Consider the following 12,673-nt stretch of genomic DNA (forward strand, 5'->3'; position numbering starts at 1 on the left):
AGCTCAGGGTTGCCGTCGTGTGACGCACGTTACGTGAGCGCACAGGTGATGCCGCCTACGCACGCTGGCGTTCCGGAGGGTGAACCACGAAGATGGAGATCGTTGTGGAGGGGAGTATTCCTTCGCGGCGGCGTCGTCAGCACGGCTGCCCTCGGGGCACCCGGCGCCGTCGGTCGGTGCCGGTCACCGGTGGAAGAGACCTCCGGTAGTGGTCCCTTTCCCGCCTACCGGAGGCTGACGTTCTATGACCGTGCCGTTGTGGCTGTGGCTCGCGACCATCGGGGGTCTGCTCGCGCTCATCGCGATCGACCTCGTGATCGTCGATCGCAAACCCCATCAGGTGACGACGGGTGAAGCCGCGCGCTGGGTGACCTTCTACGTCTCGTGCGCGATCCTGTTCGGCATCGCCGTCTGGCTGTTCGGCGGGCACGATCCCGGTGTCGAGTTCTTCACCGGGTACATCACGGAGTACTCGCTGTCGGTCGACAACCTGTTCATCTTCATGGTGATCATGGCGTCGTTCCGGGTCCCCGCCATCCACCAGCACCGCGTGCTGCTCATCGGGATCCTGCTCGCACTGGTCATGCGCGGCGCGTTCATCGCGATCGGAGCCGCCCTGATCGCCCAGTTCGTGTGGGTCTTCTTCCTGTTCGGCGCGATCCTGGTGTGGACGGCGATCAGCATGGTCCGGGGCAGCGGCGACCACGAGGAGTACCACGAGAACGCGGTCACGCGCTGGGTGCGCAAGATCTTCCCGGTGACCGACGACTACGTCGGCCACAAGATGTTCGTCCGGCAGGGCGGCAAGCGGTTCATCACGCCGATGTTCGTGGTGATCGTCGCCATCGGCAGTGCCGACCTGCTGTTCGCGGTGGACTCGATCCCGGCCATCTTCGGCATCACCCAGGACGCCTACCTGGTGTTCACCGCCAACGCGTTCGCGCTGATGGGCCTGCGGCAGCTGTACTTCCTGCTCGGCGGCCTGGTGACGCGCCTGGTCTACCTGTCCTACGGGCTCGCGATCATCCTCGGCTTCATCGGGGCGAAGCTCGTGCTGCACGCGCTGCACGAGTACCACGTCACACCGGCCTGGCTGGAGATCAACAACTGGATGTCGCTGGGCGTGATCGTGACGGTCCTGACCATCACCACGGTCGCGAGCCTGCTGAAGTCCAGGCGGGACCCCGAGGCGGTGGGCTCGCTGGAGTTGCAGGCGGCGGCTCCCGAGGAGTCCCGCGGCGAGCATTAGGTCGTTAGCCGCGCTAACGATCGGGTAGTGTCGGGGCATGCGCCCCACCGACATCGCACTGCTCGCCACGCCCGGCAGGCCCGCTCTGCGCGGTGACCTGCTTCTCGTCGCCGTCTCGCGGCCCGACCTGGCGGCCGACTCCTACCGGAGCTCGCTGTACCGGGTCGGGCCGGACGGCGCCACACCGTGGACCCACGGCGAACGCGACTCCGCGCCCGCCATCTCGCCGGACGGCCGGTGGGTCGCGTTCCTGCGGGCCACCGGCAAGTCCGGCCCGCTGTCCCGGCCGCAGCTGCACGTGATGCCCGCGGCGGGCGGGGAGTCGCGCCGGATCACCGAGCTGCCGCTCGGCGTCGAGGAGCCCGCGTGGGCGCCCGACTCGCGGCGGATCGCGTTCCTCGCCCGCGTCCCCGAACCGGGACGCTACGGGCTGCCGGAGGGCGACGAGGCCGAGGCTCCCGCGGCCGAGGCGGAGGCGCCGAGGAGGATCACGCGGTTCGACTACCGGCTCGACGACGTCGGGTTCCTCCGGGACCGGCCGAAGCGGCTGTTCGTGCTCGACGTCCTCGCCGACGAACCGGGCGAGCCGGAACCGCTCACCGGCGGCGCCACCGGGGTGTCCGACCCGGTGTGGGCACCCGACGGCGAGTCCGTGCTCGTGGTCGCGCCCCGCGACTGGGACCGCACCGAGACCCACCACAGCGACCTCTACACCGTCCCCGCGGCCGGGGGTGACCCGGTGCTCGCCGTGCGCACCGAGGGGAACGCCGCCCATCCCGTGGTGACCGGGGACGGCACGGTGCTCTACCTGGGCGCGGAGTTCACCGACTCGCCGGTCGCGCGCAACACCGGCCTGTGGGCCGCACCGCTGGGCGGCGAGCCGGCCGCGCCGCGCAGGCTCACCGACACGGAGTCCGTGGACTGCGCCGTCTCAGCTGGCCGCCCGGTCGTCTCCGGCGAGCGCGCGCTGGTGGTCGTGCGCCACCGGGGCGCCGCCGAACTGCGCGCCGTTCCGCTGACGGGGGAGCGGCTGCCGCTGGCCGGGCTCGACCTCCTGGCGGGGGAGCGTGCCGCGGTGCGCGCCGCCGACGCCGACGGCGACACCGTCGCCGTGGTGGTGGCGGGACCGGCCGACGCGGGCGAGGTCGCCCTGCTGTCCCCGGAGGGCAGCCGCACGTTGACCGACTTCTCGGGGCCGTTGCGTGCCGAGGGGGTCCGCCCGGCCGAGGAGCTCACCGCCTCGGCCCCGGACGGCTACCCGGTGCACGGCTGGATCGTTCTCCCGGAGGGCGAGGGCCCGCATCCCGTCCTGCTCGTCGTGCACGGCGGGCCGTTCGCGCCGTACGAGTGGAGCCTGTTCGACGAGGCGCAGGTGTACGCCTCCGCGGGATACGCGGTGGTGCTGCCCAACCCGCGCGGCTCCGCGAGCTACGGCGAGGAGCACGGCCGCACCGTGCTGGGCAGGCTCGGCACGGTCGACGCCGACGACATCCTCGCGCTGCTCGACGCCGCCCTGGAGCGGGCGGACACCGACGAGAGCCGGGTGGGCCTGATGGGCGGCTCGTACGGCGGGTTCATGACCGGCTGGCTCGCCGCGCACCACGGCGAGCGGTTCCGCGCGGCCTGGAGCGAGCGGGCCGTGAACGCGTGGGACTCGTTCACCGGCAGCTCCGACATCGGCTGGTTCTTCACGGGCGTCTACGTCGGCGACGACCCGGAGGAGCAGCGCCGCCGCAGCCCGCTGACGCACGCCGGGCGGATCCGGATCCCGTTCGCGGTCGTGCACTCCGAGCACGACTGGCGGTGCCCGGTCGAGCAGGCGCAGCGGATGTTCGTCGCGCTGAAGCGGAACGGCACCGAGACGGAGCTGCTGCTCTTCCCCGGCGAGGGGCACGAGCTGAGCCGGACCGGGCGGCCGCGGCACCGGGTGCACCGGTTCGAGGCGGTGCTCGACTGGTGGGCCCGGCACCTGTCCGCCCCCGGCTCGTGACCGCCCCCGGTGGCGGGGACCGGGTTCCCCGTCGCGGGCCGGACGGTAGAACGCGTTCTCGGTAGGGTGTTCGCCGTGCTGAGACGAAAGCTCGTGGCCCTCGCCGTGGCCGTGGTGGGCGTGCTGGCGGTCCTGCCCCCCACGGCCGCGGCCGCCACCGGAACCACCGTGCGCCCGGCCGCGGCGCGGGCCTACCTCGACGCGCTGGTCACCCACGACGCCTCGGCGGTACCGCTCGCCCGCGACGCGCGGCGGGTGGAGAACGGCATCCCGACCGGCTTCAGCGGGGCGGACATCCGCTGGCAGCTCGAGCACGGTCCGCAGTACCGCGTGATCACCGGCATTCGCGAGCTGACCCTCACCGTCCGCGGTGACCGGGTCGACACGCGCTACCTGCTCGACACCGGCCTGCTGGGCATCGACCTGGTCACCACCGAGATCACGGAGTACTTCCTCGTCCGCGACGGCGAGATCCGCTACATCGACGCCACGATCGTCCCTCAGTTCAGCAGTACGTAGTTCAGCTCCTGGCACACCCGGGCCAGTGGCACGTCGAGTCCGGGGTGGTCGAGGGACAGCAGCACGTCCGGGGCGGCGGGCAGCGCGCCGCCGGCGGGCGGGTCCCACAGGCACAGCGCGGGTGCCCCCGAGTCCATCGACGAGCGGTACCAGAGGCCGTCGAGGTCGGGAAACACCGCGCGGATCGCCCGCGCCCACGCCTGCGTGATCTTCTTCGGCCCGCTGGAGATCTCCTGGGACGCGCCGACACGGGTGGGCCACAGCCCGGACAGGTCCAGCAGCCGCAGGGTGCGCGAGGGCCGCACCACCACCAGGTGCGGTCCCCTGGTCTTGCGGTCCACGGTCGAGGTGGTCTGGTAGACCTCGGCCACGCTCGTCCGCACGGACAGCCCGAAGTACAGCACCCCGTTGCGGGGATCGGTGACGGGCGCGCCACGGCGCGGCTGCTGCGGGTCGAACCGGCCGTGCGGCAGTGGTCCGGTGTAGCGGAAGGTGTTCCAGCGCTGGGGGTGCCTGCCGTGCGCGGTGAAGATCCGGACCAGCCGCGTGCCCGGATGCACCGCCACGATGTCCTCCGTGCGGTTCAGCTCGTTGAGCAGGAGTGACCGCGCGGGCGGCAGGGGCAGCCTTGCCATGAACTGTGACTACGTCTCCGTCGGCTGTGCTTCGCGGTCAGGCCGGGGTGCCCAGGGTGGCGACCAGCTGCGCCACGGGCTCGGGGTCGCCACCGGCGAGCAGCCACTGCCTCGGGGTGGCGGGCTTGCCGTTGATCACCAGGTCGGTCTGCGGGGTGCTCATGAACGAGGCCACCACGAGCGGGGGCTGGTCGTCCGGCACCGCGCGGAGCACCACGTCGAGGCCGGGCAGCACGCTGCTCGCGGTGAACTGCCACGCGGGCAGCCGCCAGCCGCCGTGGCCCTTCCAGCCGGTGAGCCTGCGTTCCTTCAGCCGGTGCCGGATGCGGCTGTCGTCGACGCCGAGCCGTTTGGCGGCGTCCTGCACCGACAGTGCCGAGTCGGCGAGCACCGCCTGCTCGGCGACGGTTCGCACGCGGTAGTCGGGTTCGCCCTCGCGGTGCGGCGTCAGGTCGAGACCCACCTCGGTCAGTGCGGCGCGCTGGTCGGCGGAGAAGTAGTGCGACGGGTCCGGGTTCGGCGGGGACAGCCTGCGCGCCGCGTCCTCGACGTAGGCGAGGAACTCCGCGGTGTCGGCCTTCAGCCCCGCCCTGGCCAACACGTCTCGCAGCGCAACAGTCATACGCATAGATTAGCCTGGATGTGCGGGTTCGTGCGCTTGTTCCGACGAGAATGTGGCCGGATTCACCAGAATCGCTACGATTCGCACACGATCAAACACAACCCGTAGCGCGGCCGAGACACAGCATGCCCGCCCGGGGGGCCCTTGTCCAGTGCCCGGAGTCACCGGGTGCCGAAGAACTCACCGGGCGTGCATCCCGTGAGTTCCCGGCAGTCGCGCGACATATGCGCCTGGTCGGCGTACCCGGCCGCCACGGCGAGCCGCGCGAGCTCCCGGATGCGCGGCGCGCGGGACAGCGCTCGCTGCAGGCGGGCGACCCGCAGATAGGTGGCGGGCCCGTAACCCACCGCCGCCGTGAACCGGCGGCGCAGCTGACGCTCGCCCACCCCGAGACCGGTGAGCGCGGCGGAGACCCGAGGGGCCCCGCGATCCAGCCGCGCCAGCAGCACCGCGAGCTCCGCGTCGGGCATCCCGGTGGCGTGCCGGGCCACCACGTCCGGCAGCGCGGCGGCGCGGTGCAGCAGGAGGTCGGTCACCGTGCGGCCGCGCCGTCCCCACAGCTCGTCGAGCGGCACCCGCCGGTTGGCCAGCTCGTCGGCGGGCACGCCCAGCACGCGCGGCGCGTGGCCCGGCCGGAACCGGGCGCCGTGGACGACGGTGCCCTCGCCGAGCGCACTCCGCCAGGGCCGGGTGTCGGGCCCGGCGACGAACACCTCGTCGCCCGCGACCACCAGGTCGAGGCAGCCGTCGGGCACGACGAGCTGCCGCCCGACGCTGCTCCGCCACAGGCAGCGCAGCACCCCGCTCAGCCGCGGCGGTGGTGGTGACTCGGCGTACATACGTTCATCGTGGCCCAGCGGCCCGACACCCGCCGCGCCCGCTTTCGGCGCTCGGCGACAGAAGACCGTGCTGCAGTGCGCGCAGGACGGCTCTGGTGCGATCGCGGACGCCTAGCTTCGTCAGCAGGTTCGACACGTGATTCTTCACCGTGCCCTCGGCCAGGTGCAGCGCCTCGGCGATCTCACGGTTGGCGTAGCCGCCCGCGAGCAGCCGCAGGATGTCGGTCTCGCGTGTGGTGAGGGGCCGCGGTGGCGGCAGGTCGTCGAACTCCTCCTGCCGCGGCAACTGTCCCGTCCTGCGGACCAGCCGTTCGGTGAGCGCGGGTTGGACGAGCGTGCCGCCGCCGGCCAGCGTCCGGATGGCGTCGACGAGCTGTTCCAGCGTGACGTCCTTGAGCAGGTAGCCGTGCGCGCCCGCGCGGAGCGCCCTGAGCACCAGCTCGTCGTCGTCGAACGTGGTGAGCACCAGCGTGGGCACCGTGCTGCCGCGTTCGCGCAAGGCCTCCAGCGTCGCGATGCCGTCCCTGCCCGGCATTCTGAGGTCGAGCAGCAACACGTCGGGCGGTTCACCGGTGACCAGTGCCAGCGCCTCGTCCCCGTCGGCGGCCTCACCCACGACGTGCACCTCGCCGGAGAGCTCCAGCAGGCCGCGGATGCCGTGCCGGACAATCGTCTGGTCGTCGACCACGGTCACGCGGATCATGGCACGGGCACCGTCGCTTCGACCTGGAATCCCGATCTACCGTCGAAAGACACCGCCCCGCCGAGCTGCTCGACACGTTCCCGCAGCCCCGTCAGCCCGTTGCCCGTCCGCACCAGCGGGGCGCCCCGGCCGTCGTCGTGGGCACGGAGCGTGATCGTGCCGGCCCCCGTGCGGGCGATCCGGATCCAGAGGTTCTCCGCCTCCGAGTGCCGGATGGCGTTGGTGACCACCTCCTGGGTGCAGCGGATCAGCGTGGCCGCCGCCGCCTCGTCCGGTTCGACGTCCTCGTCGACGGCGAGATGCACCCGAGGACGCGGCAGGTCCGCGACGAGCTCCGCCAGCGCCGCACGCAGCGGGACCGCCCGGCCGCGCAGCTCACCGACCGCGGTGCGCACGTCGCCGAGCAGATCCTTGGTCAGCCGGCGGGCGCGCAGCACATGTGCGGTCACCGCCTGTCCGTCACGGTGCGAAGCGACCTCCAGCTCCAGAACCAGAGCGGTGAGCTGGTGACCGACGAGGTCGTGCAGCTCCCGCGCGATGCGCAGCCGCTCGGCCGAGCGGCTGGACTCGGCGAGCAACGCGGTCGCCGCCCGCAGTTCGGTGTTGGCCACGGCGAGCCGTTCCGTCGCCGCCGTCTCCCGCAACTGGCTCCACACCGCCCACACCGCACAGGCCTGGAGCGTCGCGTAGATCAGCGCGCTGAGCGCCGCGTCGAGTGGTGCGCCGCTGTTGATCGTCGCGACGAGCGCGACCACGGCGCTGTTTCCGGCGATCAGCAGTAGCGTCGCGCGGCGGGACACGAGATGTGCCGCGATCGCGGCGACGACCACCAGCAGGATGGCGGTCCAGCCGGCGCGTGGAGCCAGCAGCACGGTGCCCACCGCGCACAGCCCGAAGGCGGACACCATCGGAGCGGGGTGGCGCCGGGCGAGCGGCCAGCGGGTGAACGCCAGCCCGAGCGTCCCGAGATAGCCCAGGTAGCAGGCCCACCACAGCCAGGCGGGCCCGGTCGTGGGCGCGCCGCCGGTGAGCTGCTCCAGCAGCACCGGAATGCCGACGAGGAGGCAGACCACGCACAGACTGAGCGCGCCCCAGAGCTCGAGCCGCGACTCACGCATCGGCTCAGGTTACAAAGCCGCCGCGGCCGGCGCCCGTGCCGGAAGTCACGGGCTCGGTTGATGACCTCCGGCACGCGCCGACCCGTCCCGTCCGCGCCTAACGTCGTCGGGCGCCGGCGCCCATCGTGGCCGACGAATCGGAGGTGAGCATGTCCGGTACCAGTCCAGTGATCGAAGTCGATGAGTTGTGCAAGAGCTACGGCGGAACCGTCGCCGTCGACGAGGTGAGCTTCGCCGTAGCGCGGGGCGAGATCTTCGGCATGATCGGGCCGAACGGCGCGGGCAAGACGACGACCGTCGAGTGCGTCGAGGGCATCCGCAAGCCCGACGCGGGCCGGATCAGTGTGCTCGGCCTGCATCCACTGCGGGACCGGGCCCGGCTGCGCCAGGTACTCGGGGTGCAGCTGCAGCACGGCATGTTGCCGGACAGGCTGCGCGTCGGCGAGGCGCTCACCCTGTACCGATCGTTCTACCGCGATGGTGTCGAGCCCGAGCGGCTGCTGGCCGAGCTCGGGCTGACCGCCAGCCGCAACACGGCTTTCGCCGATCTTTCCGGTGGCCAGGCCCAGCGGCTTTCGATCGCACTCGCGCTCGTCGGGAAACCCAGGATCGCCGTCCTGGACGAGTTGACCACAGGCCTCGACCCGCAGGCCCGCCGGGACACCTGGGAGCTGGTGGAGCAGGTGCGCGAATCCGGGGTGACGGTGCTGCTGATCACCCATTTCATGGAGGAAGCGGAGCGCCTGTGCGACCGCGTCGCGATCATCGACCGCGGCCGGCTCGCCGCGCTCGACACGCCGGACGGGCTCATCGCGCGAGCGGGTGTGCAGCAGCGGGTGCGTTTCCGTGCGACCGGACCGTTCGACCGGGCCAGGCTGGCAGGCCTGGCCGAAGTGTCCGGCGTGACGACTCAGCGGGGCGAGGCGGTGGTGACCGGCACCGGTGACCTGGCGCATGCCGTGAACGCCGAGCTGGTGCGCCAGGGCGTCGTGGCGACCGAGATCCGGCTGGATCGGGCCACTCTCGACGACGCGTTCCTCGCCGTGACCGGGCGCAGGCCGGCACCGGACGGGGAGAGGGAATGACCGCCGAGGCCGTTCCCACGTTGCGCCCGGGGCCCCGGGCGTGGGTCCTGCTGATCCTGACCGAGGGAAAACTCGTCGCCAGGGACACCGCCGGCCTGGTCATCCCGCTGGGTCTGCCAATGCTCATCATGGTGATGAACGGGCTGGGCTCGGACCGTGCCCCGGTGCCTGAGTTCGGCGGTCTGCCGCCCCTCGACGCCTATGTCGTGCCCCTGACGATCGCGATGGTGGTCGCGCTCGTCGGAGTCGTGAACATGCCGTCGTTCCTCGCCGCCTACCGCAAGACCGGCGTACTGCGCAGGCTGTCGGTGACCCCGGCGCACCCGGCCATGGTGCTGGTCGCGCAGGTGGTGGTCAGTTTCGTCCAGTCAGTGTCCGGCGTGATCCTGGCGCTGGTGGTGGCCCGGCTCGCGTTCGACGTGACCGCTCCGCGGTCCGCACTCGCCGCGGTCGGCGTCTTCCTGCTCATCGCCGCCGCGATGTACTCGGTCGGCATGCTGGTGGCCGCGATCTCACCCACGGTGAACTCGTCCGTCGCGATCGGACTGGTCGTCTTCTTCGCGTTCTTTGCACTCGGTGGTGGGTTCGGCGGCAGGGAGAACCTGCCCGACTGGCTGGCCACCGCCGGTGCGTACCTGCCCTTCGGAGCGGGCATGGACGCGCTCGGCGCCTGCTGGACGGGGACCGGCCCACACGGGGGCCAGATCGTCGCCCTCACGGTGACGGCGGTGCTGGCCGGGGTGGCATCGGCGCGGCTGTTCCGGTGGAGCTAGACGACGCGGGCGGCCGTTCCGTCGCACCACCCGGGTCTCGCCGGGCGGCCTACCGAGCCGTACCGGGGATCGTCGTCCTGCAGCGCCGCGCCGCGGGACCGCTCGGATGTTGCGGTCGGCCTCCTGCTGATCGCATCCGGGGTCCCCGGTCCGCGTTCGTGCCGGTTCCGCGTTGTCCCGTCGGCGGCGCGCGACCGGGCGGGCCGGTCCGTTCAGCCGGTGAGGTGTGCGGTGTCGTTGAAACGGCGCACGATCCACGTCTCGCCGACGATGACGAGCTCGGAGATGGACCCGTTGTCGGCGCCGATGAAGGCGAAGGGCCGCGAGTCCGTGGCGAGCGCCAGAGCCTGCCCGATGACGCCGCCGTGGGTGAACACCGCGAGCCGGTGCCCGCGATGGGCGGCCGCAAGACGTTCGACGGCGCCCCGCACCCGCGCGGCGAAGGCCTCGGCCCGCTCCGCGCCCGGGATCACGTCCCAGCGCTGCTCGGCGCGCAGTCGCTGCGCGAGCGGATGGCCGTCGGCGAGGTGCTTGCGGTAGAGCCCGCCCTCCCACTCGCCGAGGTGCACCTCGCGCAGGTCCTCCTCGACCGAGGGCCGCAGGCCCAGCCGTTCGGCCAGCGGTGCGGCCGTCTCCGCGGTGCGGCGCAGCGGCGTGACGTAGATGGCGTCGATCGGCTCCGTCGCGAGCCGGTTCCCGACGCGCTCGGCCTGTGCCCTGCCCTCCGGTGCGAGCTCGGGGTCGCCCTGGCCGCCGACGAGCGGGAACGGCGAATCGGGGCGCGCGGGCGCGGACTCGCCGTGCCGGACCAGCAGGACCCGGGTGGCCTCCGGCGGCGGCTGGAAGCGGAACTGGCGGTACTCGCGCTGCTCGTCGGTGGTCACGGGTGCGGAGACTAACCGATGCCGCCCGTGCCGCCCCCACTGTGGCCGCGGGTGCGTTCCACGCACCGAACGCCACGGTGGGTGCGTGCGGGCGCGCCTGCGGCACGATCATCCGCGTGACGAACGGGTCGATCGTGGCCGGACCGATGCTGGCGGCCGTCCTGCTGGTGCTGTTGCTGCTCGCCGCGGTGGTCGTGTGGCGGGGCGAGCTCGGCTCGGGCCGGGCCGTGCTGACCGCGGGCCTTCGCGCGGTCGTGCAACTCGCGGCGGTGTCGCTGGTGATCGCGGCCGTGCTCCGGTCCGGCTGGCTCACCGCGGGTTTCGTGTTGCTGATGTTCACCGTGGCCGCCGTGACCTCGGCCCGGCGCGTCGGGGCGCCCCGGGACGTGGCGTGGGCGGCGCTGGCGATCGGTGGCGGGGTCGCCCCGGTGCTGGCGCTGGTGCTGGGGTCCGGGGTCGTGCCGCGGGAACCGGTCGCGGTGGTGCCGGTCGCCGGGATCGTGATCGGGGGCGCCATGACCGCGACATCGCAGGCGGCGCGGCGGGCGGTCGACGAGCTGCGGAACCGCTACGGCGAGTACGAGGCGGCGCTCTCGCTCGGGTTCCTGCAGCGGGCGGCGGCGCTGGAGATCTGCCGCGGCTCCGCGGGACACGCGCTCATCCCGCCGCTCGACCAGACCCGCACGGTCGGCCTGGTGACCCTGCCCGGGGCGTACGTCGGGGTGCTCCTGGGCGGGGCGAGCCCGGTGCAGGCGGGGGTGACGCAGCTGCTCGTGCTGATCGGCCTGCTCGCCGCGGAGGCGGTGGCGGTCCTGCTCGCCGTGCAGCTCGTCGCCGCCCGCAGGCTGCACGCCGACTGGTCATCTCCGGCGTGACCGGGCGGCCGCACCTCGAGTGCCGCGTCCGGTCTCGCGAGTGCCCCGCCCAGGCTCGCGAGTGCCGCGTTGAGGATGGCGCGTGTCGGGGTCGCGCGGGACCGCGCCCCCGGCCGTGCCCTCGGTGCTGCTCCCTCTGCGCGGCCGGGCCGCCGGAGCCGTGGAGCCGCCCTTCGCCGGGTGCTTCTGGCTCGACGGTCGCGTGTGGACCCTGCGCGTGGACGGTGGTCCGCCGCCCCGGATCGCGCCCGGGGAGAGCGCCGACGCCGACGTCACCGTACGCACCGACCCGTGGACGCTCACCGCGCTGATCGAGGATCCGGCCGCACTCGACGGCGCCCTCGCGGACGGCCGGGCCGACGTCACGGGCGATGCCGACGCGCTGCGCCGCCTGCTCGCCACCGCGGCGCGTGCCGGTTGCCGCGGCGCGACGCGGCACACAGGGTGACCGAACTGCCTTCCTCGTTCCGTGTCGTGTTGCTCGGCGGGGCGCGGCAGACGGGGAAGACCACGCTGGTGCGAGACCTGCTCGACCTGCCAGGGCATGCCTGGTTCGGTTTCGATGACGAGGCCGTGCTGGCTCGGGCAGCGGACGATCCTGTCGGGTTCGCCGAGGCTCTGCCCCGGCCCGCGGCGATCGACGAGTTCCAGCCGGCACCGGGACTCGCCCGCCGGGTCACCAGCCGCGTTCGCGCCACTCCGGCAGCTTCGGGCGCTCGGCGCCGAGGGTCGAGTCGTCGCCGTGGCCGGGATAGAACCAGGTGTCGTCCGGCAGCCGGTCGAACACCCGCTGTTCGACGTCGTCCAGCAGTGACCGGAACGCCTCGGGCGAGGTGGTCTTGCCGATGCCGCCGGGGAACAGCGAGTCGCCCGTGAACAGGTGCGGGTGGCCCTCCGGGTCCCGGTACAGCAGCGCGATCGAGCCCGGGGTGTGCCCGCGCAGGTGGATGACCTCCAGCGTGCACTCGCCCACGCGCACCGTGTCGCCGTGCTCGAGCAGGAAGTCCGGCGGCACCGGCAGCGGCTCGGCGTCGTCGGGGTGTGCGGCCGTGTTCGCGCCGTACGCCCCGGCCACCGCGCCCAGCGCCTGCCAGTGGTCCGGGTGCTGGTGCGTCGTGACGATCGTGCGCAGCGCGGGCCGGTCGTCGCCGTGCCCGATCAGGTCGGAGATCCGCTCCGGGTCCGCCGCGGCGTCGATCAGCAGGGCCTCGTTGCTGCCCCGGCAGGTCAGCAGGTAGGCGTTGTTGTCCATCGGGCCGACCGACAGCTTGGTGATCGTCAGCGCGCCGAGCGTGCGCCGCGCGGCGTCCCCGCCCGGCTTGACATGACCGGTGTACTCCTCAACGACGTTCACCCGCCACACCGTAGCCGGTCGGCTGTC

General features: G+C 72.8%; 14 protein-coding genes and 1 pseudogene. 8 read left to right on the plus strand and 7 right to left on the minus strand.

Annotation, left to right across the window (positions count from 1 at the left end; all coding sequences use genetic code 11):
* Positions 1–244 precede the first annotated feature (244 nt).
* The 3 genes from B0I33_RS18825 (at position 245) to B0I33_RS18835 (ending at position 3,758) form a co-directional block, all read left to right on the plus strand.
* Entirely contained in the window at positions 245–1,249 is a 1,005-nt protein-coding gene (locus B0I33_RS18825; RefSeq protein WP_106180100.1) for a TerC family protein, read from the plus strand.
* A 37-nt stretch (positions 1,250–1,286) separates the two neighbouring features.
* Positions 1,287–3,239: a S9 family peptidase gene (locus B0I33_RS18830; protein ID WP_106180101.1), complete on the plus strand. Its 1,953-nt coding sequence runs from the start codon at positions 1,287–1,289 to the stop codon at positions 3,237–3,239.
* A 75-nt stretch (positions 3,240–3,314) separates the two neighbouring features.
* Positions 3,315–3,758 carry a DUF8021 domain-containing protein gene (locus B0I33_RS18835; protein WP_106180198.1) on the plus strand — a complete coding sequence of 148 codons (444 nt, stop codon included), beginning with the start codon at positions 3,315–3,317 and terminating at the stop codon, positions 3,756–3,758.
* Here the strand turns inward: B0I33_RS18835 and B0I33_RS18840 are convergent.
* From B0I33_RS18840 to B0I33_RS18860, 5 genes are all read right to left on the minus strand, one after another.
* Positions 3,740–4,393 (minus strand): RES family NAD+ phosphorylase, encoded by a 654-nt coding sequence (locus tag B0I33_RS18840; RefSeq protein ID WP_106180102.1) that lies wholly within the window; start codon positions 4,391–4,393, stop codon positions 3,740–3,742. The genes B0I33_RS18835 and B0I33_RS18840 overlap by 19 nt on opposite strands.
* 37 nt (positions 4,394–4,430) lie before the next feature.
* On the minus strand, positions 4,431–5,015 hold the full coding sequence (locus B0I33_RS18845; protein WP_106180103.1) for a DNA-binding protein: 585 nt from the start codon (positions 5,013–5,015) through the stop codon (positions 4,431–4,433).
* A 161-nt stretch (positions 5,016–5,176) separates the two neighbouring features.
* The gene (locus tag B0I33_RS18850; RefSeq protein ID WP_106180104.1) at positions 5,177–5,854 is read right to left on the minus strand and encodes a helix-turn-helix transcriptional regulator; all 678 of its coding nucleotides are present in this window, start codon (positions 5,852–5,854) and stop codon (positions 5,177–5,179) included.
* Positions 5,855–5,858: 4 nt separating this feature from the next.
* Positions 5,859–6,557, minus strand: a complete 699-nt coding sequence (locus B0I33_RS18855) for a response regulator (protein WP_106180105.1) — start codon at positions 6,555–6,557, stop codon at positions 5,859–5,861.
* Positions 6,554–7,675: a sensor histidine kinase gene (locus B0I33_RS18860; RefSeq protein WP_106180106.1), complete on the minus strand. Its 1,122-nt coding sequence runs from the start codon at positions 7,673–7,675 to the stop codon at positions 6,554–6,556. Before B0I33_RS18860 ends, B0I33_RS18855 begins: the two co-directional genes overlap by 4 nt.
* A 149-nt stretch (positions 7,676–7,824) precedes the next feature.
* Between B0I33_RS18860 and B0I33_RS18865 the strand changes: the two genes are divergently transcribed.
* Both B0I33_RS18865 and B0I33_RS18870 read left to right on the plus strand, forming a co-directional pair.
* On the plus strand, positions 7,825–8,760 hold the full coding sequence (locus tag B0I33_RS18865; protein WP_106180199.1) for an ABC transporter ATP-binding protein: 936 nt from the start codon (positions 7,825–7,827) through the stop codon (positions 8,758–8,760).
* Positions 8,757–9,533: an ABC transporter permease gene (locus B0I33_RS18870; protein ID WP_106180107.1), complete on the plus strand. Its 777-nt coding sequence runs from the start codon at positions 8,757–8,759 to the stop codon at positions 9,531–9,533. The genes B0I33_RS18865 and B0I33_RS18870 overlap by 4 nt, the downstream gene beginning before the upstream one ends.
* 212 nt (positions 9,534–9,745) lie before the next feature.
* On the opposite strand, the gene B0I33_RS18875 is transcribed toward B0I33_RS18870, so the two are convergent.
* Positions 9,746–10,417, minus strand: coding sequence for a histidine phosphatase family protein (locus B0I33_RS18875; RefSeq protein ID WP_106180108.1), 672 nt, complete (start codon positions 10,415–10,417; stop codon positions 9,746–9,748).
* A gap of 116 nt (positions 10,418–10,533) precedes the next feature.
* Between B0I33_RS18875 and B0I33_RS18880 the strand changes: the two genes are divergently transcribed.
* The 3 genes and pseudogenes from B0I33_RS18880 to B0I33_RS30915 all read left to right on the plus strand — a co-directional run.
* Positions 10,534–11,292 (plus strand): ABC transporter permease, encoded by a 759-nt coding sequence (locus B0I33_RS18880; RefSeq protein ID WP_181193358.1) that lies wholly within the window; start codon positions 10,534–10,536, stop codon positions 11,290–11,292.
* Positions 11,293–11,374: 82 nt separating this feature from the next.
* Entirely contained in the window at positions 11,375–11,740 is a 366-nt protein-coding gene (locus B0I33_RS18885; protein WP_106180109.1) for an SCP2 sterol-binding domain-containing protein, read from the plus strand.
* 68 nt (positions 11,741–11,808) lie between these two features.
* Positions 11,809–11,931: pseudogene (locus B0I33_RS30915) on the plus strand (hypothetical protein); the annotation flags it as partial.
* A 37-nt stretch (positions 11,932–11,968) separates the two neighbouring features.
* Here B0I33_RS30915 and B0I33_RS18890 read toward each other — a convergent pair.
* Positions 11,969–12,646 (minus strand): MBL fold metallo-hydrolase, encoded by a 678-nt coding sequence (locus B0I33_RS18890; RefSeq protein WP_106180110.1) that lies wholly within the window; start codon positions 12,644–12,646, stop codon positions 11,969–11,971.
* Positions 12,647–12,673: the final 27 nt, after the last annotated feature.

This window comes from Prauserella shujinwangii (genome assembly GCF_003001955.1).
Taxonomy (GTDB): Bacteria; Actinomycetota; Actinomycetes; order Mycobacteriales; family Pseudonocardiaceae; genus Qaidamihabitans; species Qaidamihabitans shujinwangii.

Excerpts from the sequence above, each read along its gene's own strand:
- B0I33_RS18865 (WP_106180199.1), top strand. The coding sequence starts at position 7,825 with ATGTCCGGTACCAGTCCAGTGATCGAAGTCGATGAGTTGTGCAAGAGC.
- B0I33_RS18825 (WP_106180100.1), top strand. The coding sequence starts at position 245 with ATGACCGTGCCGTTGTGGCTGTGGCTCGCGACCATCGGGGGTCTGCTC.
- B0I33_RS18840 (WP_106180102.1), bottom strand. The coding sequence starts at position 4,393 with ATGGCAAGGCTGCCCCTGCCGCCCGCGCGGTCACTCCTGCTCAACGAG.
- B0I33_RS18855 (WP_106180105.1), bottom strand. The coding sequence starts at position 6,557 with ATGATCCGCGTGACCGTGGTCGACGACCAGACGATTGTCCGGCACGGC.
- B0I33_RS18850 (WP_106180104.1), bottom strand. The coding sequence starts at position 5,854 with ATGTACGCCGAGTCACCACCACCGCCGCGGCTGAGCGGGGTGCTGCGC.
- B0I33_RS18860 (WP_106180106.1), bottom strand. The coding sequence starts at position 7,675 with ATGCGTGAGTCGCGGCTCGAGCTCTGGGGCGCGCTCAGTCTGTGCGTG.
- B0I33_RS18845 (WP_106180103.1), bottom strand. The coding sequence starts at position 5,015 with ATGACTGTTGCGCTGCGAGACGTGTTGGCCAGGGCGGGGCTGAAGGCC.
- B0I33_RS18870 (WP_106180107.1), top strand. The coding sequence starts at position 8,757 with ATGACCGCCGAGGCCGTTCCCACGTTGCGCCCGGGGCCCCGGGCGTGG.
- B0I33_RS18830 (WP_106180101.1), top strand. The coding sequence starts at position 1,287 with ATGCGCCCCACCGACATCGCACTGCTCGCCACGCCCGGCAGGCCCGCT.